The organism is Parvularcula dongshanensis (assembly GCF_014199615.1).
Classification (GTDB): domain Bacteria; phylum Pseudomonadota; class Alphaproteobacteria; order Caulobacterales; family Parvularculaceae; genus Parvularcula; species Parvularcula dongshanensis.
The window spans coordinates 208,455-234,184 of the sequence record NZ_JACHOB010000001.1; the positions used below are offsets into that span (position 1 = coordinate 208,455).

At 68.3% G+C, this 25,730-nt stretch carries 22 protein-coding genes and 1 tRNA gene; 10 read left to right on the plus strand and 13 right to left on the minus strand.

All coding sequences use genetic code 11. From position 1 onward, the window contains the following. Positions 1–134 precede the first annotated feature (134 nt). Positions 135–210: transfer RNA gene (locus GGQ59_RS00895), tRNA-Ala, on the minus strand. 74 nt (positions 211–284) lie between these two features. Continuing rightward, positions 285–632 (minus strand): hypothetical protein, encoded by a 348-nt coding sequence (locus GGQ59_RS00900; RefSeq protein WP_183814978.1) that lies wholly within the window; start codon positions 630–632, stop codon positions 285–287. 139 nt (positions 633–771) lie between these two features. Here GGQ59_RS00900 and typA point away from each other — a divergent pair, with 139 nt between their 5' ends. Beyond that, entirely contained in the window at positions 772–2,607 is a 1,836-nt protein-coding gene (gene typA, locus GGQ59_RS00905; protein WP_183814980.1) for a translational GTPase TypA, read from the plus strand. Positions 2,608–3,375: 768 nt separating this feature from the next. Beyond that, positions 3,376–4,194: a hypothetical protein gene (locus GGQ59_RS00910; protein WP_183814982.1), complete on the plus strand. Its 819-nt coding sequence runs from the start codon at positions 3,376–3,378 to the stop codon at positions 4,192–4,194. Positions 4,195–4,196: 2 nt separating this feature from the next. Here the strand turns inward: GGQ59_RS00910 and GGQ59_RS00915 are convergent, their stop codons facing one another. The 4 genes from GGQ59_RS00915 to GGQ59_RS00930 form a co-directional block, all read right to left on the minus strand. Then, positions 4,197–4,334, minus strand: coding sequence for a hypothetical protein (locus GGQ59_RS00915; RefSeq protein ID WP_183814984.1), 138 nt, complete (start codon positions 4,332–4,334; stop codon positions 4,197–4,199). Positions 4,335–4,432: 98 nt separating this feature from the next. After that, positions 4,433–5,413: a glutathione S-transferase family protein gene (locus GGQ59_RS00920; protein WP_183814986.1), complete on the minus strand. Its 981-nt coding sequence runs from the start codon at positions 5,411–5,413 to the stop codon at positions 4,433–4,435. Positions 5,414–5,490: 77 nt separating this feature from the next. After that, on the minus strand, positions 5,491–6,375 hold the full coding sequence (locus tag GGQ59_RS00925; RefSeq protein WP_183814989.1) for a bacteriorhodopsin: 885 nt from the start codon (positions 6,373–6,375) through the stop codon (positions 5,491–5,493). 58 nt (positions 6,376–6,433) lie between these two features. Further along, entirely contained in the window at positions 6,434–7,234 is an 801-nt protein-coding gene (locus GGQ59_RS00930; RefSeq protein ID WP_183814991.1) for an SDR family oxidoreductase, read from the minus strand. Positions 7,235–7,387: 153 nt separating this feature from the next. Between GGQ59_RS00930 and GGQ59_RS00935 the strand changes: the two genes are divergently transcribed. Next, positions 7,388–7,786, plus strand: a complete 399-nt coding sequence (locus tag GGQ59_RS00935) for a helix-turn-helix domain-containing protein (RefSeq protein WP_183816632.1) — start codon at positions 7,388–7,390, stop codon at positions 7,784–7,786. Positions 7,787–7,840: 54 nt separating this feature from the next. Continuing rightward, a complete protein-coding gene (locus tag GGQ59_RS00940) occupies positions 7,841–8,638 on the plus strand; it encodes an inositol monophosphatase family protein (protein ID WP_183814992.1) in 798 nt (265 codons plus the stop codon). A gap of 3 nt (positions 8,639–8,641) precedes the next feature. On the opposite strand, the gene GGQ59_RS00945 is transcribed toward GGQ59_RS00940, so the two are convergent. Further along, positions 8,642–10,282, minus strand: coding sequence for a peptide MFS transporter (locus GGQ59_RS00945; RefSeq protein WP_183814993.1), 1,641 nt, complete (start codon positions 10,280–10,282; stop codon positions 8,642–8,644). A 117-nt stretch (positions 10,283–10,399) separates the two neighbouring features. Here GGQ59_RS00945 and GGQ59_RS00950 point away from each other — a divergent pair, with 117 nt between their 5' ends. Continuing rightward, positions 10,400–10,810 (plus strand): HIT domain-containing protein, encoded by a 411-nt coding sequence (locus tag GGQ59_RS00950; protein ID WP_246408221.1) that lies wholly within the window; start codon positions 10,400–10,402, stop codon positions 10,808–10,810. On the opposite strand, the gene GGQ59_RS00955 is transcribed toward GGQ59_RS00950, so the two are convergent. From GGQ59_RS00955 to lpdA, 3 genes are read right to left on the minus strand one after another with little or no spacing between them, the layout of a single operon-like run. Further along, positions 10,738–11,031, minus strand: a complete 294-nt coding sequence (locus tag GGQ59_RS00955; protein WP_183814995.1) for a CBU_0592 family membrane protein — start codon at positions 11,029–11,031, stop codon at positions 10,738–10,740. The two genes, GGQ59_RS00950 and GGQ59_RS00955, sit on opposite strands and share 73 nt — an antisense overlap. Then, complete coding sequence (locus GGQ59_RS00960) at positions 11,028–11,696, minus strand: exopolysaccharide biosynthesis protein (protein WP_183814996.1); 669 nt, start codon at positions 11,694–11,696, stop codon at positions 11,028–11,030. The genes GGQ59_RS00955 and GGQ59_RS00960 overlap by 4 nt, the downstream gene beginning before the upstream one ends. Position 11,697: 1 nt before the next feature. Next, a complete protein-coding gene (gene lpdA / locus GGQ59_RS00965; protein WP_183814997.1) occupies positions 11,698–13,107 on the minus strand; it encodes a dihydrolipoyl dehydrogenase in 1,410 nt (469 codons plus the stop codon). Between the two features lie 147 nt (positions 13,108–13,254). On the opposite strand from lpdA, the gene GGQ59_RS00970 reads away from it, so the two are divergent. Beyond that, positions 13,255–13,782, plus strand: coding sequence for a biliverdin-producing heme oxygenase (locus GGQ59_RS00970; RefSeq protein WP_183814999.1), 528 nt, complete (start codon positions 13,255–13,257; stop codon positions 13,780–13,782). Next, a complete protein-coding gene (locus tag GGQ59_RS00975; RefSeq protein WP_183815001.1) occupies positions 13,779–16,343 on the plus strand; it encodes an HWE histidine kinase domain-containing protein in 2,565 nt (854 codons plus the stop codon). The genes GGQ59_RS00970 and GGQ59_RS00975 overlap by 4 nt, the downstream gene beginning before the upstream one ends. Before the next feature lie 12 nt (positions 16,344–16,355). Here GGQ59_RS00975 and ptsP read toward each other — a convergent pair whose 3' ends face one another. Next, positions 16,356–18,566, minus strand: coding sequence for a phosphoenolpyruvate--protein phosphotransferase (ptsP, locus tag GGQ59_RS00980; RefSeq protein WP_183816634.1), 2,211 nt, complete (start codon positions 18,564–18,566; stop codon positions 16,356–16,358). Positions 18,567–18,634: 68 nt separating this feature from the next. Further along, positions 18,635–19,921, minus strand: a complete 1,287-nt coding sequence (locus GGQ59_RS00985; protein WP_183815003.1) for an aspartate kinase — start codon at positions 19,919–19,921, stop codon at positions 18,635–18,637. 91 nt (positions 19,922–20,012) lie between these two features. Between GGQ59_RS00985 and ubiG the strand changes: the two genes are divergently transcribed. Further along, entirely contained in the window at positions 20,013–20,798 is a 786-nt protein-coding gene (gene ubiG / locus GGQ59_RS00990; RefSeq protein WP_246408223.1) for a bifunctional 2-polyprenyl-6-hydroxyphenol methylase/3-demethylubiquinol 3-O-methyltransferase UbiG, read from the plus strand. A gap of 7 nt (positions 20,799–20,805) precedes the next feature. Here ubiG and GGQ59_RS00995 read toward each other — a convergent pair whose 3' ends face one another. Next, positions 20,806–22,905 carry a ComEC/Rec2 family competence protein gene (locus GGQ59_RS00995; RefSeq protein WP_183815005.1) on the minus strand — a complete coding sequence of 700 codons (2,100 nt, stop codon included), beginning with the start codon at positions 22,903–22,905 and terminating at the stop codon, positions 20,806–20,808. Between the two features lie 46 nt (positions 22,906–22,951). Between GGQ59_RS00995 and gltX the strand changes: the two genes are divergently transcribed. Next, the gene (gene gltX / locus GGQ59_RS01000; RefSeq protein WP_183815008.1) at positions 22,952–24,340 is read left to right on the plus strand and encodes a glutamate--tRNA ligase; all 1,389 of its coding nucleotides are present in this window, start codon (positions 22,952–22,954) and stop codon (positions 24,338–24,340) included. A 94-nt stretch (positions 24,341–24,434) separates the two neighbouring features. Next, on the plus strand, positions 24,435–25,724 hold the full coding sequence (gene gltA, locus GGQ59_RS01005) for a citrate synthase (RefSeq protein ID WP_183815010.1): 1,290 nt from the start codon (positions 24,435–24,437) through the stop codon (positions 25,722–25,724). Positions 25,725–25,730: the final 6 nt, after the last annotated feature.

Below are 25,730 nucleotides of genomic sequence, written 5' to 3' on the forward strand. Positions count from 1 at the left end.
GTTCGGACGGTCGAACAATGCGGCCTTCCGGATGGCTGAGCTCGATGAGTTCGAAAAGGCCGCCGCCGTGCCCGTTCCGCCCGCCGCCGTCTTGTTCTGGTCGGGAATGGCGCTCTTCGCGCGCAGGCGGGCCCTGGTGGAGCTAGGCGGAATCGAACCGCCGACCTCTTGAATGCCATTCAAGCGCTCTACCAACTGAGCTATAGCCCCAGGGCAGGCGGGCCTGATAACGGCGCGGAATTGCCTTGGCAACAGGGCTCGTGATCAGAGCCCTTCAGAATCGTTCAAAGACCGATCTGCGCCATGGCCTCGGTCATGACCCGCTCGCCGAGCCACATGCCATAGCCTTCGACGCCCTTCTGGAACGCCGGCTCCCGCAGCGCCATCATGCCGACGCCGCATTGCTGCATGGCGACCGATGCCACGCCCATGCCGAAGGTCAGCATGACCTTCTGGGCTCCGAGCTTGTTCTCCTGCAACGCCGCGATCAGAAACTCGCGAAACTGCGCGTCGGCGCTCGGCTCGTGGTTTTCGATCAGGCACTCGGTAAGCGTCGCCGGCTCGAGCGCGGCGCGAGCCGGTCCGGCCGAGGCCAAGCCCGCGGCGAAGACGGCGGCGTAGATCTTCTTCATGGATTGCCCCTGGCTGAGAGGCCGAACTGTGACGGACGAGCCCCGCCGGCACAACGCCCGGCGTGCCGCGTCGATGACGCCCCTTTCCTTCCGCCCGATCCCTGCTAGACGGCCTTCGCACTTGCGAAAGACCCCCGACATGACCACGCTTCGTAACGTCGCGATCATCGCGCACGTCGACCATGGCAAGACCACCCTCGTCGACGCCCTCCTCCGCCAGTCGGGCGCCGTGCGCGAGAACGCCGAGATGGCCGAACGCGCGATGGATTCGAACGACATCGAACGCGAGCGGGGCATCACCATCCTCGCCAAGACGACCAGCGTCACCTGGGACTCGCCCGAGTTCGGCGAGGCGCGGATCAACATCGTCGACACGCCCGGCCACGCGGACTTCGGCGGCGAGGTCGAGCGGATCCTCTCCATGGTCGACGGCTGCGTCCTCCTCGTGGATGCCGAGGAAGGCACCATGCCGCAGACGAAGTTCGTCCTCTCCAAGGCGCTCGCCCTCGGCCTCAAGCCGATCGTAGTCCTCAACAAGGTCGACCGGCCGAACGCCGAGCCCGACCGCGTCCTGGACGAGGCCTTCGACCTCTTCGCGGCCCTGGGCGCGGACGAGGACCAACTCGACTTCCCCGCCCTCTACGCGAGCGGCAAGGAGGGCTGGGCCGACCGCGAGGAGGACGGCGCGAAGAAGGATCTAGGTCCGCTCTTCGAGACGATCCTCGAGCGCGTGCCGGAGCCGAGCCTGCCCGACGGCGCGGCCGAGCTGCCCTTCCAAATGCTGGCGACCACGCTCGAGGCCGATCCGTTCCTCGGCCGCATCCTGACGGGCCGCATCGTCTCGGGCCGTCCGCGCGTCGGCCAGACGCTGAAGGCGCTATCGGTCAAAGGCACGCTGGTCGAGCAGGCCCGCGTCTCGAAGGTCCTCGCCTTCCGCGGCCTCTCGCGCCAGCCCGTCGAGACGGCCGAGCCCGGCGACATCGTCGCGATCTCGGGCCTCTCCAAGGCGTCCGTCTCCGATACGCTCTGCGACCCCGCGATCACCGAGGCGCTGCCCGCCCGGACGATCGACCCGCCGACGCTGTCCGTCAGCATCTCGCCCAACGACAGCCCGCTCGCGGGCCGCGAGGGCGACAAGGTCCAGTCGCGGGTCATCCGCGAGCGCCTGTTCCGCCAGGCCGAGGGCGACGTCGCCATCCGCGTGACCGAGAGCGCCGACAAGGACGCCTTCGAGGTCGCGGGGCGCGGCGAGCTGCAGCTCGGCGTCCTGATCGAGAACATGCGCCGCGAAGGTTTCGAGATGTCGGTCAGCCGCCCGCGCGTCCTCCTTCGCGAGGTGGACGGCCAGACGATGGAGCCGATCGAGGAGATCGTCATCGACGTCGACGAGGAGTACTCGGGCGCCGTCATCGACGAGCTGACCCAGCGCCGCTGCGACCTGCGCGAGATGAAGCCCGCGGGCGGCGGCAAGACGCGCCTGGTCCTCGAAGGCCCTGCCCGCGCCCTCATCGGCTATCACGGCAAGTTCCTGACCGACACGCGCGGCACGGGCGTGATGAACCGTGTGTACAAGGAGCACGGACCGCATAGGGGCCCCGTCGAGAGCCGCCGGAACGGCGTCCTCATCGCCAACGGCTCTGGCAACGCGGTCCCATACGCCCTTTGGAACATCGAGGAGCGCGGCGTCCTCTTCATCGAGCCCGGCGTGCCCGTCTATCAGGGCATGATCATCGGCGAGAACGCGAAGCCCCAGGACCTCGAGGTGAACCCCCTCAAGGCCAAGCAGCTGACCAACATCCGCGCCGCCGGCAAGGACGACGCCGTCCGCCTGACCCCGCCCCGTCGCTTGAGCCTCGAGCAGGCGATCTCCTACATCGGCGACGACGAGCTCGTCGAAGTGACGCCGCAATCGGTCCGCCTGCGCAAGCGGCACCTCGACCCGAACGAGCGGAAGAAGGCGGCGAAGGCGGCCTGAACGGAAACGAGTAACGTTTCCTCGTAGCGGTACGCCCGACCCCGTGGGCGCGAAGCGAACAGCCGTTCGCGTCCGCTTGCGCAGTGGTACGATGGTCCGGGGTGTCCCGCGCGCGGCTCGCCGCAGTTCGGGGTGGTAGTAGGTTGTCTGCGGCGCAAGGGGTCCCACACCCTCGCTCGCTGCGCGGCACGAAGTCCTCCACGCTCCTCAGCGCGATCCGCCGGGGCCGTTCTTCAGCTCGCCCGGCGCGTGTCTGGCCTGACCAAGTGGGATGCATTCCATCATCCAGACTTCGCCAGCACGTGACCTCGTGGCGGCAGGCAAGGGAGACGTCAGCTGTCCGCCCAGCCCCGGCCCTGCCGCGACGGGGGGAGAATGGCACGGGATGCGAGGGCGGGGATAAGTTTTGTGCCGCGGACCGACGATGTAGAACAACCCGAACGGTCGTTACTCGTCGAAGTCGGAAGTTCGCACTAAGGCAAGAATAGACGAGAGACGACACACACCAGAACTTCACCGGTCCTTTGTGCACTCGCAACACAGCGATAGCTGTTGAAGTCCTTCACGCCAATCGCACTTAGGCCAGTTTCTGCCCAAGGTGAACCATCATTTATAGCGGACTAATACTTGTCGGTCCGGAAGAGAGAGATATTCTGTGAAGGCGATATGTTCGCACAGCACTCATCAAGATGCTTCGTTGGGGAGAGGTGCCAGCAGCCTCGCAGAGAATCGCAGACTTCTTAGATCCTAGTCGCGGAAGGCGTTTTGGTGCATTTCCCTGCCGGGGATCTACTGGTAGAGATCACGATGAATGCAGGGATTATCCTTTATGATGCTCATAATGGTTGGAGGATGATCGCAGTGAGAACCGATGCAATAGTTATCGCGCTAATCGTCGGCTTATCTACCAGTGGATGCGTGGCCACGGCCTTCGTGCTTGATGCTGGGATAAATACGGTCGTCGCTCCCTTCAGCGCCGCCCGCGCAGAGTCCTTACAGGACGAGATGGACCTTATCTGCGACGTGTTCACTAATGTGTCGCTTGCAGAGATTGATCATAGCAGGGGTGCAGCCCTCTACGGCCGCAACGGCTGGTGCAGTGGCGCCTGTGTCCGCGCCCTGCAAGGCGGTTATGCATTCGTCGATGTCTTCGACCTGGCACGCGCACCCGGAGAGCAAAGAAACCTCGCGTTGGAGCGGCCCGAGAACGTCCGCCGATACACTCTATCCAACGTCGAATGCTCAGGTGGAACGTCACCTGATTGCATAGTCGGAGAGGACGTAGACGAGGTCGTGGGGGCCTACGAACCGATCTACTTTTCTGCAGAATGGCCGACGGCCCGGCATGGGGGTCTGGGAGAGCATATCAGTCGTCGGCACGTCGGAGTCTTCGATCCAGCCCTCCGCATCGATGCACGCCAGATACGCGGAAGGTTTGAAGGTATCAGGGACCGAGCAACGGGGGAGCTACGGGCGACAGGTCATCTCTACCTGCAGCGGACCGTGCCCGGGAGCCGCTTTCCGGCGGACGACAGCGCAGAGACCGTTCGCAGTTGTTCGGTGGAGGGAGAAAACACCGACCTTTAAGCTCAAGCGGTCCACGACGGTGGTGATCGGAGACCGATGATACCGATGACAGCGGGCAACAATGGCCTTGGCGCCTTGTCGAGCCAGGCTATGCCGAAGCGCTTGTTCGTTTCGATCGGCGCTTCCGGATCGTCGATCATGGCCTTCCCCTCCGGCGGCCATAGCTCGACTCGTCGCGCGAAGCGCACAGTGGTCCACGTCCTCCGTCCCGCCTAGCCCATAGAAGCGGGGTCCGGCGTCAAGCGTTTCCCGCGTCCGGGAGCGGCGCCGAGCCGAAGTCGAGCTCAGGCCCGACCGGTACGATGCCGGTCGGGTTTATCGACCGGTGGCTGCCGTAGTAGTGGCCTTTGATGTGGTCGAGGTGGATGGTGCCTGCGACCTCGGGCATCCGCGCCAGGCCCAGCATGTAGCGGTGCAGGTTCGGCATGTCGGCGATGCGCGTCACGTTGCACTTGAAGTGGCCGTAATAGACCGCGTCGAAGCGCAGAAGCGTCGTCAGCAAGCGGATGTCCGCCTCGGTCAGCGTGTTCCCGACGAGGTAGTCTTCGCCTTCGAGCCGGTCTTCGAGCCAGCGTAGGGACGAGAAGAGCTTCTCGACCTCCTCTTCGTAGACCTTCTGCTTCTCGGCGAAGCCCGCCTTGTAAACCCCGTTGTTGACGGTGTGGTAGACGCGCTCGTTGACCTCGTCGATCTCGCTTCTGAGCGCGTCCGGGTAGGTGTCGAGCGGCTTCGCGCCGAGCCCGTCGAAGGCGCGGGTCAGCATCCGGATGATTTCGGAGGACTCGTTGTTGACGATCCGTTCCGTCTTCTTGTCCCACAGGACCGGCACCGTCGCCTTCCCGTTCACCTTGGGATCGGCGTGCTGGTAGATTCCGTGCAGGGTCTCGTGGCCCATCGGGTCGGGAATGACGCCGGGACCCTCGTGGAAGGTCCATCCCTGATCCCGCATCAGCCAGTGGGTGACGGAGATGGGCAGCATCTCCTCGATCCCCTTCAGCGCGCGGAGGATCAGCGTCCGGTGCGCCCACGGACAGGCGTAGGAGACGTAGAGGTGGTAGCGGTCCGCTTCGGCCTTGAAGCCTTCCTGCCCGTCGGGGCCGGGCGCGCCGTCCGCCGTCAGCCAGCCTCGGAACTGGCTCGGCTGCCGGTCGTAGCGGCCCTCCTCGTTCGCGAAGCTCTCCTCCGAGACCCACTCGCCGTCCTTGAGCACGCCGCCCATGCCTCACTCCTCGCAATGCTTGAGGAGGAGACGGGCCCGCCCCCGCGAGGGTTCCTCGCAAGGGCGGCTCGCTCGGCTCAAAGCTCTTTTGCCTGCGGCGAGGAGGGCGTCTCATCGAGCGGCTCGCCGCTCGCGCTGCCGGTCAGGCCGGCCCAGGAAGCGAGCGCCTTGACCGCGCCGTCATAGCCCTCGAGGGCGGAGCGCCTGAGGACGAAGCGGCTGAGGATCACGCCGTAGACGAGCTTCGAGAAGATGTCGGCGACGGTGTACATGAACTGCCGCACGACGATGGCGTCGCCATCCGTTCCGACCGCCGGGACCATGTAGGCGAGAGCGTAGAGACCCCAGAAGAACAAGAAGTAGAAGAAGAGGTTGTGCAGCCAGCCATGAAGTTGCGGCGGGGTGTGCGCCCGGGACTCTCGCAGCGACTTCCACACGCCCCAAACGAGGTAGACGAAGGGGATGGTGCTGATGAAGCCCCAAAGGAGCATCGTGCCGACGTTCGAATGCTCGAAGAACTGGCCGATGAGCCCGGTCCAGATCATCGCGATCGCGGCGACGACGAGGGCCGCGAAGCGCTTGTGGATCGTCCGTTGCGGCAGGTTGAGCGCGATCAGGAGCTGCGCGAGCAGCAGGGGAATGGTGATCGTCCAGTTGGCGTAGCGGTAGGCGTTGGAGAACACCGTGTCCGCCGCGGGCATCCACTGCGTGCCGACCCAGGTGAAGGAATCGCTCCAGGCGATGTACTCGCGCAGGAGGCTGAGCCCCGCCGCCAGCATGATGACCGCCGACAGCCACGGGACGAGCCGGTAGCGCGGCGCGATCTGCGTCGAGGCCGCCAGGAAGAAGACGGAGAAGGCGAAGTGCGCGCCGTAGCCGATCATCAGGAGCACCGCGACGAGCTGGTACTGCGGATGGCTGAGGTTCGCGAAGTTCTCGATGTTCTGGTGCAGCGCTTCCATGCGCGGGGCTCCTCTTTCCGGAGACCGGGTATCTAAACCCGCGCCCCGCCGGGGCGAGTCAGCCGATGGGGCCGAGGCCCCCACCCAACGCGATCGTGCTGCCGGTCATATAGTCGGACGCCGCGGACGCCAGCAGAAGCGTCACAGCGTGCACGTCGCGCGGTTGCCCCAGGCGCCCGAGCGGCACCATGCGGGCGATCGCATCCTCGCCGACCGCGTCGATCGTCCCCTTCATCATCTTCGTCGCGAAGGGACCGGGCGCGACGGCGTTGACGGTGACGTGGCGCGACGCGAGCTGCCTTGCCAGGTGCTCGGTCAGGTGGATCAGCGCCGCCTTGGAGGCGCCGTAGCTGTAGGTGTCCATCGCGCCGGCTCGCATGCCCTCGACGGAGGCGACGTTGACGATCTTGGCGGGGCGGTCTCTCGCCGCCCGCGCGGTCAGGAGCGGCAGGAGCGCCTGGGTCAGGAAGAACGGCCCCTTGAGGTTCACGTCCATCACCTTGTCCCAGCCTTGCTCCGGGAAGTCGCCGAGGGGGGCGCCCCAGGTCGCGCCCGCATTGTTGACGAGGAGGTCGATCGCGCCGGTCCCTTCGCGAACGAAGCCTGCGAGCGTTTCGATTCCCGCTGGCGTGCCGAGGTCGGCGGCGACCCCGCCTGCCTCGCCGAGGCCGGAGAGCTCGGCGACGGCCGCCGCGACGGCGTCCGCCTTCCGGGAGGACACTACGACCCGCGCCCCGTTCGCGCAGAGGACCCGCGCCATGTCGAGACCGATCCCGCGTGTGCCGCCGGTCACGACACAATTGCGCCCGGCGACGTCGAACAGGCGGGCTGGGCTGAGGTGATTACCGTTGTTCGTCATGGACTTGTTGCCTCCTGTGACCTTCTTACCGCAATTAACCATAGTAACGACGCAGCCTTACAGTTGCCCTTTTCTCGCCACGCACACGCGGAAACGGCATACATCTTGAAGACTTGCCACTGGGACTGGAACTTAAGGGAGCGAGTGGCAGACATGGCCCATCCTATCGACCTTCACGTAGGCGCACGCCTGAGGCAACGCCGTTGCCTGCTCGGCATGACGCAGCAGAGGCTGGCTGATGCCGTCGGCATCAAGTTCCAGCAGATCCAGAAGTACGAGTCGGGCGCGAACCGCGTCTCCGCCTCGCGGCTCTGGACGCTGTCCGAGGCGCTGCAGGTGCCGGTGTCCTTCTTCTTCGAAGGGCTCTCGCAGCACGAGCGCGAGGAGATCGTGCAGCAGCACGGCTTCGCGGAGGACGACGAGACCTTCATCGCGCCCGAGGTCTTCACCTCGAAGGAGACGATCGATCTCATCCGTGCCTACTACAACATGAGCGAGGGCCCGCGCCGCCGGCTGCTCGACCTCGCCAAGACCCTCGGCAGCGCGGCCTGAGGATCACCGCCTGTCGGGCTTGATAGGCAGGATGCCGCGCCCGACAAGCCGGTGATGACCGATCACCTCGACTTCGCCCTGACCCTCGCCGACCTCGCCGCCGCGCAGACCGTTCCGCGGTTTCGCACCGACATCGCGGCCGAGAACAAGGACGCCTCGGCCTACGACCCCGTGACCGCCGCCGACCGCGAGGCCGAGCGGGCGATGCGGCGCGCGGTGTTGGACGCCCTGCCCGGCCACGGCGTCCTCGGCGAGGAGGACGGCGAGACGCCCGGCGCGGGCCGCTGGCGCTGGGTCTTCGACCCCGTCGACGGCACGCGCAGCTTCGTCTGCGGCGTGCCGCTCTGGACGACGCTGATCGGCCTCGAAGAGGAAGGCACGCCGATGCTCGGGATCATCGACCAGCCGGTGATGGGCGAACGCTGGTGGGGCGGCCGGGGGCTGCCCGCGCGCCTGCGGGACCGCAGCGGCGAGCGTGAGGTGCGGACGTCCGGCTGCGCGAGGCTCAGCGACGCGCGGATCATGGTGACCGACATAAGGTGCGCGCGGGGGGCCTACCTCAGCGCGGACGAGGCGGGCCGCGTCGGACGGCTCGCCGAGGGGGGCCGCCTCCTGCGTCAGGGGCTCGACTCCTACGCCTTCGGCCTCGTCGCGTCGGGTCAGATGGACCTCGTCGTCGAGGCGCAGCTCAAATGGCACGACGTGGCCGCCGTGGCGCCGGTCGTCGAAGCGGCGGGCGGAACCGTCACCGACTGGGCCGGCCGCCCCTTGCGCGAAGGCTGGGACGGCACGGCGGTCGTCGCGGCGACGGCGGACCTCGCCGCCGCCGCGCGGGACGCGCTGACGGGCTGAGCGCTACTCGGCGGGCCTGACCGTTCCGCCTTGCGGCGTCTGGTCGATCGGCGTCTCCGATTGGTGCTCGCGCATGCCGGGCATCGCGTCGTCCTTGAGCGTGTTCAGGTGCATCAGCCGGTTGATGAGCGGCGAGACGAGCACGAGCCCGATCCCGACCGCGACGGCGATCCACCCGATCCGCGAGTAGACCTCCATGACGAGTTCGGGATCGTAGGCTTCTTCGAGCTCGCCCGAACCGGTCGCCTGCGCGATCTGCGAGGCCACCATGTTGCCCGCCCCGGACGCCAGGAACCACGCCCCCATGATCAGGCCGACCATGTGGCCAGGCGACAGCCGCGTCATCGCCGATAGGCCCACCGGCGAGACGAACAACTCGCCCGTCGTGTGCAGCAGGTAGATCAGGAAGATGAAGACTACCGGGGTGAGGTTCGTGCCCGACGCCGCGCCCCATACGAGGACGAGGAAGCCGAGGCCGAGCTGCACGATGCCGAGGCCGAACTTCTGCGGTGCCGTGGGCTCGAGCCCCCGCTTCGCGAGGAAGATCCACAGCGCCGCGAAGAGCGGTCCGAGGTAGATGATGTAGAAGGCGTTCAACGACTGGAAGACGGACGCCGGAAGCTCCGCGCCGAACACGGTCCGGTCGACCTGCTGGTCGGTGTAGATGTTGAGCGACGACCCCGCCTGCTCGAACAGCGCCCAGAACAGGACCTGAAGCGAGATGAGGATCAGCGCCGCGAAGATCCGGTCCCGCTCGTGCGGGGTCAGCGTCGCGACCGCCCGGTAGAGGATGTAGGCGTAGGTGACCGCCATGACCGGCCATAGGACGGCGGCGACGGTGCCCTGGTCACGCACGAGCCACCAGACGAGCAGCAGCATCCCTGCGGTGCCGAGATAGATCAGCACCTGCGGCGACATGCCGGCGACGCGGATCGCCCGCACCTTCGCCTCGTCGGCGAGTTCGCCCGCCCCCTGAAGCAGCGCCTTTCCCCATAGGAAAACGATCAGGCCCGCGAGCATGCCGACGCCGGCAAGGCCGAAGCCGTAGTTCCACCCGTAGGTCTCGCCGAGGAAGCCGCACCAAAGGGCGCCGATGAAGCTCCCCGAGTTGATGCCGACGTAGAAGAGCGTGAAGGCCCCGTCCCGGCGAAGGTCGGTCTTGGGATAGAGCTGCCCGACCATGGCGGAGATGTTCGCCTTGAGGAAGCCGACGCCGAGGATGATGAAGGCGAGCGCCAGGTAGAAGATGTTCAGGACCGCCAAGTCGGGCGTCTGCCCGGCGGCGACCGGATCGCCCTCGACCGCCATCAGGCCGTGTCCGATGACGAGGAGCGCCGCCCCGATGGCCACGGCCCGGCGCTGCCCCAGGTAGCGGTCCGCGAGGAAGCCGCCGATCACCGGCAGGATGTAAACGAGCGTCGTGTAGGCGCCGTAGAGGCCGTAGGCCGCGTCCTGCGTGAACAAGAAGTGCTTGGTCAGGTAGAGGACCAGGAGCGCCCGCATCCCGTAATAGGAGAACCGCTCCCACATCTCCACGAAGAAGAGGATGTAGAGCCCCTTCGGGTGGTTGCGGATCTGCCAGAGCGCGATGGCCATGCCGATCCCGCCGATGAGCGAGAAGATGATGATGATGTTGAGTGCCATGTTTCCTCTGCGGCGTGCTCACGCGTCGTGGCCCCCGCTTCGCGCGGGGCGGTCGCATCGTTTTGACTTGGCGACGACCTTAGCCAGCGTTCCCGTCCGGTGGGAAGAGCGATGCCGATGAAGATCGATCCCCGCCTCGCCGAGGAGGGAGCCGCAACGGCTGACCTGCCCTTGTGCCGTGTCCTGCTTCGGAACGAGGCGCGGTTTCCCTGGCTGGTCCTCGTGCCTCGCCGGGTCGGCGTGCGCGAGGTCATGGACCTTCTTCCTGGCGATCGGGCGGCGTTCTGGCGTGACGTCGAGAGGGCCGGCGACGCCCTTCTCGCGGCCACCGGCGCGGCCAAGCTCAACGTCGCGCTGTTCGGCAACATGGTGCCGCAGCTTCATGCGCACCTCGTCGCACGCTCGCCGGGCGATGCGGCCTGGCCCGGTTCAGCCGTCGGCCTGCCGCGAGAGGCTTACGCCTCGCCGCCCGCTTTCTGGCCCGACCTCCTCAGCCGCCTCGCTTTGAGCGAGCGCCAGAGGCCGTAGAGGCTGATCGCGAACCAGAAGACCTCGATCACGAAGCTCGCCGCGTTGAAGCTGAAGATCAGGCTGACGGTGATGAGCGCCGCGGCGAGAGCGTTGAGGCCGGAGTACCAGGGGTTCTCCTGGCGAAGCCGTCCGATCTGAAGCGCGGCGTAGGCGCCTATGAGAAGGGCGACGCCGAAGAAACCGACGAGGTCCGGCAAGGTGGGCGACCAAGACGTCACGCGCCGCCTCCGAACAGCTCGCCGACCTTCTCCCACGGCACGATGAAGATCAGCAGCGCCGCCGTCGCCGAGCCGATGATCAGGCCGACGAGGGTGAACGCGCCGTCCTTCGAGACGAGGCCGAGGCCGAGGCCGACGAGGGCAAGGCCAGGGACGGCGACGCCGAACGGCACGAACTCCAAGGGCGGCATGGTCAGCGCGAGAACGCACGCGAAGAGCGGTACGACGCGCTCCATGACGCCGCTCGTCAGAAGATGAAGCCGGCGGCGCACGAGCGCGTCGATCCTGGTGGTGACCTTGCGCGCCTTCGCCTCGGCCTTCTCGAGCTTGCCCAGACCGATCGCGCGGCGCCCGATGAAGCCCGGCACCCAGACGGACCGGCGTCCGAGCGCGAGCTGGGAGGCCGTCAGCAAGGTCAGGACGCCCATCGTCGTCGGCACGAGCGGAATGCCGCCGATCGGCGGCACCGCGGCGATCAGGCCGAAGAGGATGAGGAGCGGACCCAAGGATCGCGAGCCGAACATGCCGAGGAGCTCGTCGACCGACAGGTCGCCGTCCTCGCGCGCCTTCTCGACCGCCCTGTGCAGGATGCTCTCGGTCGGATGGCGCTCGTCTATCTCGTCTTCCTGGCCTCCCGCTCCGCCTTCATCGGTGCCGCCGTTCACCTCAGGCCTGCATGGTCCAGCCCTCGACGCCCATCGCGGCCTGACGAAGGGCTTCGGTGCGGGTCGGGTGCGGGTGGCAGGTGCGGGCGATGTCCTCGGACGCGCCGCCGAAGGCCATGACGAGGCAGGCTTCGGCGATCATCTCGCCGACCCCGGTGCCGATCATGTGGACGCCAAGGACCTTGTCGGTCTCGGCGTCGGCCAGCACCTTCACGAAGCCGTCCGTCTCGTGATTGGTCTTGGCGCGGGAGTTCGCGGTGAAGGGGAACTTGCCGACCTTGTAGGCGCGGCCCTCCTCCTTCAGCTGCTCCTCGGTCAGACCGACGGTGGCGACCTCGGGGTCGGTATAGACGACGCCCGGAATGATGCCGTAGTCGACGTGGCCCGGAAGCCCCGCGATGACCTCGGCGACCGCGACGGCCTCTTCCTCCGCCTTGTGCGCGAGCATCGGGCCCGGCGTCACGTCGCCGATCGCGTAGATGCCCTCGGCCCCTGTGCGCCAGTGATCGTCGACCGGAATGAAGCCGCGCTTGTCGGTCTTGATGCCCACCGTCTCGAGCCCGAGGCCCTCGGTGTAGGGCTTGCGGCCGATGGCGATGAGCACGACGTCGGCCTCGAGCGTCTCGGCCGCGCCGCCTTGCGCCGGCTCGACCGAAACCTTCACGCCGGCCTTGGTCTTCTCGATGCCGGTGACCTTGGTCGACAGGCGGAAGCTCATGCCCTGCTTCTTGAGGATCCGCATGAAGCCGCGCGACAGCTCCGCGTCCATGCCGGGGGTGATGCGGTCCAGGAACTCGACGACCTCGACCTCGGCGCCGAGGCGGCGCCAGACCGAGCCGAGCTCGAGCCCGATGTAGCCGCCGCCGACGACGATCAGCTTCTTCGGCACTTCGGGCAACGAGAGCGCGCCCGTCGAGCTGACGATCCGCTCCTCGTCGATCGTCACGCCGGGCAAGGACAGGACGTCGGAGCCGGTCGCGACGACGATGTTCTTCGCCGTGAGCTGCTTCTCGCCGTCAGGGCCCGTGACCGTCACCTGGCCCTTGCCAGTGATCCGGCCCTTGCCGTGAATGCCCTCGACCTTGTTCTTCTTGAAGAGGTAGTCGATGCCGTTCGTCAGGCCCGCGACCGCCTCGTCCTTCTGCGCGAGCATCTTGGGCAGGTTCAGCGAAAGCTTGCCGATCTCGATGCCGAGAGCCTCGAAGTGCGCGTTCGCGTTCTCGAAGGCTTCCGAGGCGTGCAGCAGCGCCTTGGACGGGATGCAGCCGACGTTCAGGCAGGTGCCGCCGAAGCGCGTGTTCTGGCGCGCGTCGACACAAGCGGTCTTGAGGCCGAGCTGCGCGGCGCGGATCGCGGCGTTGTAGCCGCCGGGGCCGCCGCCGATGACGACGACGTCGTAATCTTGAGACATGGAAAACCTTGAGCCGGTATCGTTCTCCTTGCGGTTAGATCGCGGCCCCTTCAGAATCAACATGAAGGGCGCGCTCCGCCGCATGCCTGCCGAGAGCGCGAGCGGACCCCGCGGTCCGGGCGCCCTCCCGAACGGAAGAGGCCCGTCATGACTGCGCTGCGCTTCGAGCTCAGAACGGACACGCGTGAGGCGCACGAAACGGTCGATGCGGTCTTCGACCGTTTCGAGCTGGGCGATCCGCAGGGCTACGCGGCGTTCCTGCGCGCGCACCACGCGGCCCTGACGAGCCTGCCGCTCGACCCGCCGCCCTACGGCCTGCCGCCCATCCGCCTGCTGCCGCTGCTCGAGGCCGACCTCGCCGCGCTCGGCGATCTGCCGCCCGCCCGTCCGCTCCTGGCGCTTCCCGGCGAGGCGGAGCGCCTGGGCGCCTACTACGTCGTCGCGGGCTCCCGCCTCGGCGGACGCGTCCTGGAGCGGCAGTGGCGCGAAGCCGGCGGGCGGGGGCCCGGCGCCTACCTCTCCGACCGGGAGACCGACGCCTGTTGGCGCGCCCTCCTCGATCTGCTCAAAGACAGGTCGTTTCCCAAAGAGAAGGTCGAGGCCGGCGCCCGCGCCGCGTTCGATCAGTTCAGGGCCGCAGGGCTCTCCGAGGCGCTAAGAGTGACTTCCGCATGAACGATCCGCGCCGACAGAGCCGCCAACAGAGCCAACGTCCCGAGGCGGCGGACCTGACGACGTGCGACCGAGAGCCGATTCACATCATCGGCGGGATCCAACCCTTCGGCGCGCTCATCGCCTTCTCCTCGGACTGGATCGTCGGCTCTGCCTCGGCGAACGTCAGCGAGTTCCTGGGCGTGCCGCACGAAGACCTCGTCGGCTCTCGCCTGTCCGACTGGATCCTGCCGAACGCTGCGAGCGCGCTGCGCCGGCGGCTCAACCAGCTGAGCTTCGCGGACGCGGTCGAGCGGATCTTCGACATCGAACTCGTCGCGGACCGCCGCTTCGACGTGGCGCTTCACGTCTCGGGCAACTCCTTCGTCCTGGAGGTCGAGCACAGGCAGCGCGAGCAGGCGGACCACGATGCGAGCCACGTCCGCCCCCTGATCGACCGGGTGACGCGCGCTTCGAGCCTGAAGGAGATCTACGAGATCGGGGCGAAGCAGGTGCGGGCCCTGACCGGCTTCGACCGCGTCATGGTCTACAAGTTCTCTCCGGACGGCTCCGGCGAAGTCGTCGCCGAGGCGCGATCCAGCCACCTCGAACCCTATCTGAACCTTCGCTACCCTGCCTCCGACATCCCCAAGCAGGCGCGCGCGCTCTACGAACGCAACCTGCTGCGCATCATCTCGGACGTGGCGGAGGAACCGGTCCCGATCGAGCCCTATCTGAGCCCCGAAGGCGAGCCGCTCGACCTGTCGATGAGCACGCTACGGGCCAGCTCGCCGATCCACTGCGAGTACCTCACGAACATGGGCGTCCACGCCTCCATGTCGATCTCGATCCTGCGGCGCGGCGAGCTTTGGGGTCTGTTCGCGTGTCACCACTACGCGCCGCGCGTCGTCCCCTACCCCACCCGGACGCTGTGCGAACTGTTCGGACAGTTCTACTCCTACGTCCTCGAGCAGCGCGAAGGCGACGAGGCGCGGATGCTCGCCGACCGGGCAAGCCTCGCGCACCGCAACCTTTCCGTACTCCTCGCGGACAGCAGAGACATCGCCGAGAACTTCGACGTCTTCGCAGAGTCGCTCGGCGAAGTGATCGCCTTCGACGGCGTGGCGCTGTTCCTCGACGGAAAGATCCAGCGGTCCGGCCAGACGCCGGAGCCGGACCACTTGCGTTCGCTCGCCAAGTTCCTCAACCGCGCGGGCGCGAGCCGGATCTACGCTTCGGACCACCTGGCCGGCACGATGCCGGAGGCCGAGGCGTTCGTGGACCGTGCCGCGGGCGTCCTGGCGATCCCAATCAGCCGGACCCCGCGCGACTACCTCGTTCTCTTCCGCCAAGAGGTCGCAAGGACGGTGACTTGGGCCGGACGCCCCGACAAGGCGGTCACCCACGGGCCGAACGGCGTCCGCCTGACGCCGCGCAAGAGCTTCGAGGCGTGGAAGGAGACGGTCAGCGCGCACAGCCTGCCCTGGACGGACGCGGAGGTCGCCATCGCGGAGACCCTCCGCGTGACGATGATCGAAGTGATCCTCCGGCTGACCGACGAGGCCGCGCAGGAGCGCGCCGCCGCCCACGAGCGGCAGGAGCTCCTGATCGCCGAGCTCAACCACCGGGTCCGGAACATCCTGAACCTGATCAGAGGCCTCGTCGGGCAGTCGCGGTCCGACGAGCAGTCGATCGACGACTTCGTCGCGGTCGTAGGCGGCCGTATCCAGGCGCTCGCCCGCGCGCACGACCAGATCACGCAGGAGCAGTGGCAGCCGGGTTCGCTTTGGGAACTGATAGAGACGGAAGCGCAGGCCTATAGCGGTGAGAAGCACGCCCGCGTTCGCGTCGAAGGAGACGACGTCCTCATCACCCCGACGGCGCACACCGTCCTCGCGCTCGTCGTCCACGAGTTGCTGACGAACGCCATGAAGTACGGCGCCTTGAGCGATTCCGCGGGCAGCGTCGCCGTCCGTACGGTGATCGAAGAAAACGGCGACCTCTGCCTCGAGTGGCGCGAACAGGGCGGCCCCGCCGTCCAGGTGCCCAAGCGCCGGGGCTTCGGCAGCACCATCATCGAGCGCTCCATTCCCTTCGAACTCAAAGGCACCGCGGAGCTTCACTACGAACTCGGCGGCATCAAGGGCCGCTTCTGCATCCCGTCCCACTTCGTCGCGGGGCACGCGGCGCCCAGAACCGCGAAGAAGGCCCCGGCCGGTCCGCGCGGCGGCGTCCACGGCCGGGTACTGATCGTCGAGGACAACATGATCATCGGACTGGACGCCGAGATGATGTTGCAGGCCATGGGCGCGGAGGACGTCGTGATGGCCTCCCGCGCGACGGACGCGCTCTCCGAGTTGGCGTCGGCCGCGTTCGACTTCGCCCTCCTCGACGTGAACCTCGGCCAGGAGACGTCCGAGCCCGTGGCCGAGCGTCTAGCGGCGCTGAGCGTTCCCTTCGTCTTCGCCACCGGCTACGGCGAGGTCGAGCAGCTGACCGGACGCTTCGACGCGCCCGTCGTGCTCAAGCCCTTCGCCGAAGACGCGCTTCGCAACGCGTTCGCCAAGGTCGCGGCGAAGAGCTGAGGGAAGCTGGCCTCAGGCCCAGCTCGGCAGCGCGACGCCCGCCGCCTCGGCATAGGCCTCGACCTCGCGCCGAAGCTCCCCTGAGGGCGCCGCGAGCGTTTCGTTCAGCCAGCCACTCAGAGCGCCTAGGTCGACCGAACGGATCATCGCCTTGAGCGGCGCGACCGACGAGGCCGTGACGGACAAGGAGCGCAGGCCGAGCCCCATCAGCACGAGCGCCATAAGCGGGTCCGAAGCCTGCTCGCCGCAATAGCCGACGGGCCGCCCCGCCGCCTTCGCCTCGCTGATCGTACGGCCGACGAAGCCGATGAAAGCTGGACACAGAGGGTCGTAGCGCGAGGAGACGAGCGCCGACTCGCGATCCGCGGCGAAGAAGAACTGCGCCAGGTCGTTCCCGCCGATCGAGACGAAGTCGGAGGCGGCCGCGATCGAGCGGGCCGACCAGGCCGCAGACGGGATCTCGATCATCACCCCGACGATCACCGAGGACGGCACCGGCTTGCGGCCGCGCTTGCGCCGGGACAGCTCTTTCTCGATCACGCCGCGGGCGGCCTCGACCTCCTCGACCGTGGTGACGAGCGGAAGGAGCACGCGAAGCTCCCGCCCGCCAGCCGCCGCGATCATCGCGCGCAGCTGCGTGCGGAACAGGCCTTCGCGGTCGAGGCTGACGCGCAGGCCGCGCCAGCCCATGGCCGGGTTCGCCTCGACGGGCTGCGTCATGTAGGTGGCGCGCTTGTCCGAGCCGATGTCCGCCGTGCGGAAGACGACCGGCTTGGTGCCCGCCGCGCGGAGCACCTCGCGGTAGAGGTGCTCCTGTTCCGCCGCGGTCGGAAGGGTCCGGCCGATGAGGAAGGGAAGCTCGGTCCGGAAGAGGCCGATGCCGCTGGCGCCGGTCTCCTTCAGATGCGGCATGTCGAGGAGGAGCCCCGCGTTCATCTGAAGGTCGATGAGCGCGCCGTCCTTGGTCACGGCTGGCTCGTCGCGCAGCGCCGCGTACGCCTCGAGCCTGCGCTCGCGCATCGCCTTCTTGTCGGCGTAGGACCGAAGGGCGTCGCTGGGCGGGCGGAGGTGGACCTCGCCGGTGTCGCCGTCGACGATCACCGTGTCGCCCGGCCGCGCGCTCTCGACCATGCCGGGCAGGCCCGAGACGAAGGGCAGGCCGAGCGAACGCGCGACGATGGCCGCGTGGCTCGTCCCGCCGCCATCGGCGAGGACGAGGCCCGCGAGGCGGTCGGTGCTCAGCTCGAGAAGCTCGGCGGGACCGAGCGTCTCCGCCATGAGGATCGCGCCTTCGGGTAGCTCGGGCGGCCCTTCGAGGCCCTGGAGCGCGCGGATCAGACGCCGGGAGAGGTCCTCGAGGTCGTGCAGGCGCTCCCGCAGGTAAGGGTCGGGCGCGGCGCGCATCCGCTCGCGGTTCTCGGCCTGGACCTGCTCGACCGCGGTCTCGGCGGTCAGGCCCGACAGCACCTTCTCCTCGATCCGGCGGACCCAGCCGCGGTCGTAGGCGAAGAGGCGGTAGACCTCGAGCACCTCGCGGCTGACCCCTGCGACCTTGGCGTCCGTGGCGATCATCTCGTCCACGGACTTCTGCAGCCCCGCGACCGCGTCCTCGAGACGCGTCTTCTCGGCGGCGACGGACTCGGCGAAGACCTTGTGCGTTCGGGAGTCGGGTTCGAGCAGCGCGACGGTGCCGATGGCGATGCCCGCCGAGACTGCGGCGCCGCGCCCCGATTCGGGCGCCTCGAGGAGGGCTTGCGCTTCCTTGGTGTCCGCCTCGTCGAGAAGGTCGCCCGTCGGCACGATTTCGGCGAGCACGGTCGCGACGATCTGCGCCGCCTCGATCTCGTCGTCGGTGTAGCGGCGCTGCGTGCGGTTCTGGACCACGAGGACGCCGAGGACCTGGCCCGAGCGGACGACAGGCACGCCGAGAAAGGCTTGCAGCGGGTCTTCGCCCGTCTCCGCCCGGTAGGAGAAGGACGGGTGCGCCGGGGCGTTGGTCACCGAGAGCGGCTGGCGCCGGTCGGCGACCCAGCCGACGAGGCCCTCGCCCGGCGCCATGCGCGTCGCGTGGACGGCTTCGGGCTTCAGACCCTGCGTCGCGAAGAGCTCGAGCGCGCCGGAGGTCCGCCGCACGTAGATCGAGCAGACGTCGGCGACCATGTTCGCCGCGATCGCACGAACGAGCTTCTCGAGCCGCGCCTGCGGCTCGGCCGGCTCGGCCATGATCTCGCGCAGCCTCTTGAGGAGGACGCGCGGGCTCGACCGGGGCCGCGGGACGTAGCCCGTCTCGCTCACACGAACGCTCGCGGACCGCCCGCGCCCGCCGCGCCGACCGTGCCGAGCTCGAAGGCGTCGTGCAGCGCGCGGACGGCGAGCTCCGTGTACTCGGCCGGGATCAGCACGCTGATCTTGATCTCGGAGGTCGAGATGTTCTGGATGTTGATGCCGCGCTCGGCGAGCGTGCGGAACATCTGCGCCGCGACGCCGGAGGTGTCGTTCATCCCCACGCCGATGATCGACACCTTGGACACGTTCTGATCGGCGATCACGTCCGTGTAGCCGACCTCGTCCTTCATCTCGGCGAGGTGCGAGAGCGCCCGTGACAGGTCGGCTTCCTTGAGGGTGAAGGAGACGTTCGCCGCCTCCCCCGCCCTCGCCTGGCTCTGCACGATCATGTCGATGTTGACCTTGGCCGATGCCAGCCCCGCGAAGATGGTCGCGGACTTGCCGGGCGTGTTCGGCACGCCGAGTAGCGAGATCTTCGCTTCGGCGCGGGATGGGACGACGGCGGAGACGACTCGGCGTTCCATGATGTGCTCCTCGGACGTGATCAGGGTGTTGGCGGGGTCGTCCTGCGGCTCTTCCAGGCTGGAGAGCACCCGGATCGGCACATTATGCGTCATCCCGAGGCCGACGGAACGGGTCTGAAGCACTTTTGCGCCCAAGCTGGCCATCTCCAGCATCTCCTCGAAGGAGATGCGGTCGAGGCGCCGGGCGCCCGGCACGATGCGCGGGTCGGTCGTGTAGACGCCGTCGACGTCGGTGTAGATGTCGCAGCGGAAGGCGCCGAGCGCGGCTGCGAGCGCGACGGCCGTGGTGTCCGAGCCGCCCCGTCCGAGGGTCGAGATCCGCCCATCGGGCGAGACGCCCTGGAAGCCCGAGACGACGGCGATCTCGCCCGTGTCGATGGCGGCGCCGAGCGTCTCGCCGTCGATGTCCTCGATCACGGCCGCACCGTGGCTGTCGTCGGTCCTAAGGCCCGCCTGCCAGCCCTGCCAGCTGCGCGCGCGGATCCCCTGGCGCTGCAGAACGAGGGCCAATAGCCCTGCGGTCACCTGCTCGCCCGTCGAGACGACGGCGTCGTAGTCCGGGGTACGGGAGACGTCCCCGCCACCCGCCTTCTCGGTCAGATCGACCAGACGGTTGGTCTCGCCCGACATGGCCGAGACGGTGACGCAGACCTTGCGGCCGCGCTCGATCTCCGCGCGTACGTGACGCGCCACCCGCTCGATGCGCTCGAGGTCGCCGACGGAGGTCCCGCCGAACTTCATGACCAGCCTGTCGCTGTTCTCTTCCATCGGCTCTTTCCGACGTCATCCTTGGCGCTGCCCGCATGGCCGCCTAGCTAGGGCTGACTAGAGAAAGCGTGAAACCCCCGCAAGGCGAGGTATGGAACACATGGCGAACGAGCGGGCGAACGAGAAGGCGGCCGAACGAACCACGATCGATCCGGGGGAGATCGACAAGTTCTCGGCCATGGCGGCGGAGTGGTGGGACCCCCTCGGCAAGTTCAAGCCGCTGCATAAGTTCAACCCGATCCGCCTCGGCCTGATCCGCGACGAGATCTGCGCGCAGTTCGGCCGAGACCGCTACGCGAAGAGGCCGCTCGAGGGCCTGAGGCTCCTCGACATCGGCTGCGGCGGCGGCCTCGTCTCGGAGCCCATGACCCGGCTCGGCGCCGAGGTCGTCGGCATCGACGCCGCCGAGCGCAACGTGAAGACCGCGATCATGCATGCCGAGCAGTCGAAGCTCGACATCGACTACCGCGCGACCACGGTCGAGGCGCTCGCCGCCTCGGGCGAAGCGCCCTTCGACGCCGTCCTGAACCTCGAAGTGGTCGAGCACGTCGCCGACATCGAGCTCTTCTTGTCGGAAAGCGCGAGCCTCGTGAAGCCGGGCGGCCTGATGGCGGTCGCCACGATCAACCGTACGCTGAAGGCGCTACTGACGGCGAAGTTCGCCGCGGAGTACGTGCTACGCTGGCTGCCGCGGGGCACGCACGAGTACGCGAAGTTCGTCCGGCCCGAAGAGGCGCGCCGCGCGCTCGAGGGGGCAGGAATGACGGTCACGCGCGTCGCAGGCATCAGCTACACGCCCGTGCTCGACGCCTGGCGCGTGACCGAGGACGACAGCGTCAACTACACCATGTTCGCGGCCAAGCCGCAGGTGGTTTGAGGGCGGATCAAGGACGGGCGCAGCCGGCCCAGGGGCGGCAGCCGCGCGCCGCCGCGCTGATGCGGACCACGTCGCCGGTCAGGGTGACAGGGGCCGCGTCTTCCAGCGCTTCGGCCGTGAACAAGAGCGCGGAACAGCCGCCGAGCGCCGCCGGCGCGTAGCCCGTATAGACGACGAGCTGCGCGCTCCGGCAGGCCGACGCAGCGGCCGCAGGCGTCTCCGCCACGCTCAGCGTGCCGCCGTTCGGCATGGCGACGCTGCAGGCGTCCTCTCCGCACTCTCCGAACCTGGGCTGATCGGCGATGACCGCCGGCAGGCCGAGATGGCCTAGCCACGTCTCGACGGAGAAGCGGTCGCGGCGGCGGCTGAGGAGGGAGAGCCGGTCCTCGCCGTCCACCTCGACGCGGACGGCGACCTGACGCGCGTCCCTGCCGATGAAGACGTCCGGGCGCTGTGCGTTCTGCGCCGCGATCGCGGCGAGCGGGAAGGCGAGAAGCCCCGCGAGCCGCCAGGGTGCCGCGAAGAGGCAGAGCGTCAGCATCCCGCCGATGACCAGGAGCCACGCCGCGGCCGGCGGCTGGGCCACGAGGCGAACGGCGCCCGGCAGGTCCTCGAACCAACCCGCGCCCGCCAGCACGAGCTCGAGGCCACGCCCCATCAGCCACCAAAGCGGCCCGTCGAGCCCGATCGGCATGAGGAGCAGCCCCATCACCGCCGTCGGCATCACGAGCAGGGTGACGACGGGCATGACGGCGAGGTTCGCGGGCAGGCCCCAAACGGCGATCCGGCCGAAGTGGTAGACCGCGAAGGGCGCCGTGGCGGCACCGGCGAGTGCCGAGGTCGCGAAGAGACCGCCTAGGAAGCGCAAGGGGCGGGAGCCGGCACCCGCCTCGCCGCGCCTTCGCCGGCTCTCCGCCCAGCTGAAGGCGGCCACGAGGACGGTGACCGCCATGAAGGACATCTGGAACCCTGCCGAGGCCGCCGCCTCCGGCCGCAGGCAGAGGATGAGCAGCGCGGCCAGGGCGACGTTGCGCAACGACACGGCCCGACGGTCGAACAGCACCGCGCCGAAGGCGACGGCGGCCATCACGAAGGCCCGCTGCGCCGAGATCGGCGCGCCCGAGAGCGCGAGGTAGACCGCCCCGCCCCCGATCGCCGCCCCCGCTGCGATCTTCTTGATCGGCCAGAGGAGCGCCGCCCGTTCCCAATGGGCGAGCACGAAGCGGAGCCCGGCGAAGAGGAAGCCGCAGACGAGGCCCATATGCAGCCCCGAGATGGCGAGGAGGTGGGCCAGGCCGGTATCGCGAAGGCGCTGCGTGACGGCTTCGGGCACTCGCTCCCGCTTGCCGGTGACGAGCGCCGCCGCGAGCCCGCCGGCCCGCTCCCCCGCCCGCGCCTCGATCCGGTCCGCAACCGCTTCGCGCAGGCGTTCCAGGCGGGCGCCCGGGCGAAGCCCTTCGGCCCGGCGCAGGACGCGCGCACCGGTGTAACTGTAGCCTACCCCGCCGATCCGCTCGAACCACAAGGCCAGGGCGTAGTCGTAGCCGCCCGGAAGCGCCGGGCCCGGCGGCGGAGACAGGACTGCCCTGAGGCGGACGGTGTCGCCGGGCGCCGCGCCGGTGGGCCGGCCCCGCCAGCTGATCCGGACGCGGTGAGGGGTGTCCGCATCGCGGAACCCGCCGACCCGCTCGACGCGCAGCGTGTAGCGGAGCCCCTGCTCGCGGCGCTCGACCCGCTCGAGCACGCCCTCGACGGTCACGGGCGGCGTCTCGTGGCGGATGACGGGGGCGGCCAGGGCGTGAGTACGCATCTGTATCAGGGCGAAGCCGAGGCTTGCGAAGAAAGCGGCGCGGGCGACCAGGCGAAGGCTCATGCGGTCTCGCCGGGAAGCGAGGCCCCAACCGAGCAGGCTCGTCAGCGCGACGCAGGGTCCGAGGAGGAGCGGGGGTTCGACCCGCAGAGAAAGGTAGCTCGCCACGCCCGCGATCATCAGCACCGGCGCGAGCAGGACGAAGCGATGCCGCTCCCGCTCGGTCCAGGCGCCGAGGGTCGCCCCCACGTCCTCCAGCAGCGGGCCGAACCGCGCCGGGCGGTTGGCAGCCCCCATCCCCATGCCTATCACGCGGGCTCTCGCCACCCTTTCAAGGCCCCCCATGTCCGCAACGCCCACGCCCATCGTGACACGCTTCGCGCCCTCGCCAACGGGTTACCTTCACATCGGCGGCGCGCGGACGGCACTGTTCAACTGGCTGCTCGCGCGGGGCGGACCCGAGGGGTCGAAGTTCCTTCTGCGCATCGAGGACACGGACCGGGCGCGGCAGAACGACGACGCCGCCTCGGCGATCCTCGAAGGCTTGCGCTGGCTCGGCCTCGACTGGGACGGCGAGCCGGTGAGCCAGCATTCGCGCCAGGCGCGGCACGCCGAGGTGGCGCAGGCGTTGCTCGAGAAGGGCGGCGCCTACAAGTGCTGGCTCGCGGGAGAGGACCTCGAAGCGGCGAAGGCGCGGGCCCGCGAAGCGAATGAGCGCTTCACCTCGCCCTATCGCGACGGCGCGCCGGGCGAAGGCCCCTACTCCGTCCGCCTCAAGGCGCCGCTTCAAGGCGACACGGTGATCGAAGACGCCGTTCAGGGCGAGGTGCGCTTCCCCAACGCGGCGCTCGACGACGTCGTGCTCCTGCGTTCCGACGGCACGCCGACCTACATGCTCGCAGTGGTGGCCGACGACCACGACATGGGCGTCACCCACATCGTGCGCGGCGACGACCACCTGACCAACGCCGCGCGGCAGAAGCACATCTACGAGGCGATGGGCTGGGGCACTCCCCTCTTCGCGCACGTGCCGCTGATCCACGGCCAGGACGGCAAGAAGCTCTCCAAGCGGCACGGCGCGCTCGGCGTCGAGGCCTATGCCGATGAGGGGTTCCTTCCCGACGGCCTCTTCAACGCCCTTCTCAAGCTCGGCTGGTCGCACGGCGACGATGAGGTGATCACCCGCGCCCAGGCGCTCGAATGGTTCTCGCTCGGCGGCATCGGCAAGGCGCCCGGCCGCCTCGACCCCGACAAGATGCGGAACCTGAACGCGCATCACCTGCAGGCCCTGTCAGACGAGGCGTTCGTCGAGCGGGCGCTGCCCTTCCTCGGCGACGTCACGGACGCGCAGACCGCCATGCTGCTGCGGGCCGCGCCGTTCCTGAAGCCGCGGTGCCAGCTACTCGCGGATGCGAAGGACGCCGCCGGCTTCCTCCTGGCCGAGCGTCCGCTTCAGATCACGGGCAAGGCCGAGAAGCCGCTTCGCAAGGAGGGGGCGACCGAAGCGCTGCGCCTCGTCCACGACGACCTTTCCTCAGCCCAAGACTGGTCCGCGGCGGCGCTCGACCTTCGCCTGCAGAGCCTCGCGGAGACGCACGGGCTGACCTTCGGACAGGTCGGGCCGCCCGTGCGCGCGGCGCTGACAGGGGGCAACCCTTCCCCCAGCCTCGGCGAGACGCTTCACGCCCTTGGGCGCGACGAAGCGCTCCCCCGCCTTGCGGACAGGCTCTAGGGGGTTATTGTCGCGCCGCACAAACAGATGACCGTTCGGGACTGAAACGCGCCCCGAAGCGTTCGTTTCATCCGAGCTCTCGAGGAGACACGCCATGGAATCGACCCTGAACCAAACCGGCAACGCCACCATCGAGGGCGAGGACTTTCCGGTCTACTCCGGCACCCACGGCAACGACGTCATCGACATCCGGACGCTCACCAAGAAGACGGGCAAGTTCACCTTCGACCCCGGCTTCACCTCGACCGCGTCCTGCGAGAGCAAGATCACCTTCATCGACGGGAACGAGGGCGTCCTTCTCTACCGCGGCTACCCGATCGAGCAGCTGGCCGAGCACTCGGACTCGATCGAGACGGCCTACCTTCTCCTGCACGGCGAGCTGCCGACCGCCGACGAGTGCACCGACTTCCGCAGCTCGATCACCTACCACACCATGGTGCACGAGCACTTCAAGCAGTTCTTCTACGGCTTCAGGCGCGACGCGCACCCGATGGCGGTGATGTGCGGCGCGGTCGGGGCGCTGTCGGCGTTCTACCACGACTCGACAGACATCCACGATCCGAAGCACCGCGAGGTCGCGACGCACCGGATGATCGCGAAGATCCCGACGATCGCGGCGATGGCCTACAAGTACATGGTCGGCCAGCCCTTCGTTCATCCGCGCAACGACCTTCACTACACCGAGAACTTCCTGCGGATGTGCTTCTCGGTCCCGGCCGAGGACTACGAGGTCAACAAGACGCTCGCGGCCGCCCTCGACAAGATCTTCATCCTGCACATGGACCACGAGCAGAACGCGTCGACCTCGACCGTGCGGCTCGCAGGCTCGTCCGGCGCGAACCCCTTCGCCTGCATCGCGGCGGGCATCGCCTGCCTGTGGGGCCCTTCCCATGGCGGCGCGAACGAGGCGGCGCTTCGCATGCTGATGGAGATCGGCACGCCTGACCGCGTCGGCGAGTACGTCAAGCGCGCCAAGGACAAGGACGACCCGTTCCGCCTGATGGGCTTCGGCCACCGGGTCTACAAGAACTACGACCCGCGCGCGAAGGTCATGCAGAAGGCCTGCCACGAGGTGCTCGAAGCGGTCGGCATTCAGGACCCGCTCCTGGACGTCGCGACCAAGCTCGAGAAGATCGCGCTCGAGGACGACTACTTCGTCGAGAAGAAGCTCTACCCGAACATCGACTTCTACTCCGGCATCACGCTTCGCGCGCTCGGCTTCCCGACCGAGATGTTCACGCCGCTCTTCGCCCTCGCCCGCACGGTCGGCTGGATCGCGCAGTGGCAGGAGATGCTCGAGGACCCGAACCAGAAGATCGGCCGTCCCCGGCAGATCTACACCGGCGCGGCCAAGCGCGACTACGTGCCCCTCGACGCTCGCTGAGCGAGC

Coding starts and splice junctions, on each gene's coding strand:
- GGQ59_RS00900 (WP_183814978.1), bottom strand. CDS start 632: ATGAAGAAGATCTACGCCGCCGTCTTCGCCGCGGGCTTGGCCTCGGCC.
- typA (WP_183814980.1), top strand. CDS start 772: ATGACCACGCTTCGTAACGTCGCGATCATCGCGCACGTCGACCATGGC.
- GGQ59_RS00915 (WP_183814984.1), bottom strand. CDS start 4,334: ATGATCGACGATCCGGAAGCGCCGATCGAAACGAACAAGCGCTTCGGC.
- GGQ59_RS00920 (WP_183814986.1), bottom strand. CDS start 5,413: ATGGGCGGCGTGCTCAAGGACGGCGAGTGGGTCTCGGAGGAGAGCTTC.
- GGQ59_RS00925 (WP_183814989.1), bottom strand. CDS start 6,375: ATGGAAGCGCTGCACCAGAACATCGAGAACTTCGCGAACCTCAGCCAT.
- GGQ59_RS00930 (WP_183814991.1), bottom strand. CDS start 7,234: ATGACGAACAACGGTAATCACCTCAGCCCAGCCCGCCTGTTCGACGTC.
- GGQ59_RS00935 (WP_183816632.1), top strand. CDS start 7,388: ATGGCCCATCCTATCGACCTTCACGTAGGCGCACGCCTGAGGCAACGC.
- GGQ59_RS00940 (WP_183814992.1), top strand. CDS start 7,841: ATGACCGATCACCTCGACTTCGCCCTGACCCTCGCCGACCTCGCCGCC.
- GGQ59_RS00945 (WP_183814993.1), bottom strand. CDS start 10,282: ATGGCACTCAACATCATCATCATCTTCTCGCTCATCGGCGGGATCGGC.
- GGQ59_RS00950 (WP_246408221.1), top strand. CDS start 10,400: ATGAAGATCGATCCCCGCCTCGCCGAGGAGGGAGCCGCAACGGCTGAC.
- lpdA (WP_183814997.1), bottom strand. CDS start 13,107: ATGTCTCAAGATTACGACGTCGTCGTCATCGGCGGCGGCCCCGGCGGC.
- GGQ59_RS00970 (WP_183814999.1), top strand. CDS start 13,255: ATGACTGCGCTGCGCTTCGAGCTCAGAACGGACACGCGTGAGGCGCAC.
- GGQ59_RS00975 (WP_183815001.1), top strand. CDS start 13,779: ATGAACGATCCGCGCCGACAGAGCCGCCAACAGAGCCAACGTCCCGAG.
- ptsP (WP_183816634.1), bottom strand. CDS start 18,566: ATGGCCGAGCCGGCCGAGCCGCAGGCGCGGCTCGAGAAGCTCGTTCGT.
- GGQ59_RS00985 (WP_183815003.1), bottom strand. CDS start 19,921: ATGGAAGAGAACAGCGACAGGCTGGTCATGAAGTTCGGCGGGACCTCC.
- ubiG (WP_246408223.1), top strand. CDS start 20,013: ATGGAACACATGGCGAACGAGCGGGCGAACGAGAAGGCGGCCGAACGA.
- GGQ59_RS00995 (WP_183815005.1), bottom strand. CDS start 22,905: ATGGGGGCTGCCAACCGCCCGGCGCGGTTCGGCCCGCTGCTGGAGGAC.
- gltX (WP_183815008.1), top strand. CDS start 22,952: ATGTCCGCAACGCCCACGCCCATCGTGACACGCTTCGCGCCCTCGCCA.
- gltA (WP_183815010.1), top strand. CDS start 24,435: ATGGAATCGACCCTGAACCAAACCGGCAACGCCACCATCGAGGGCGAG.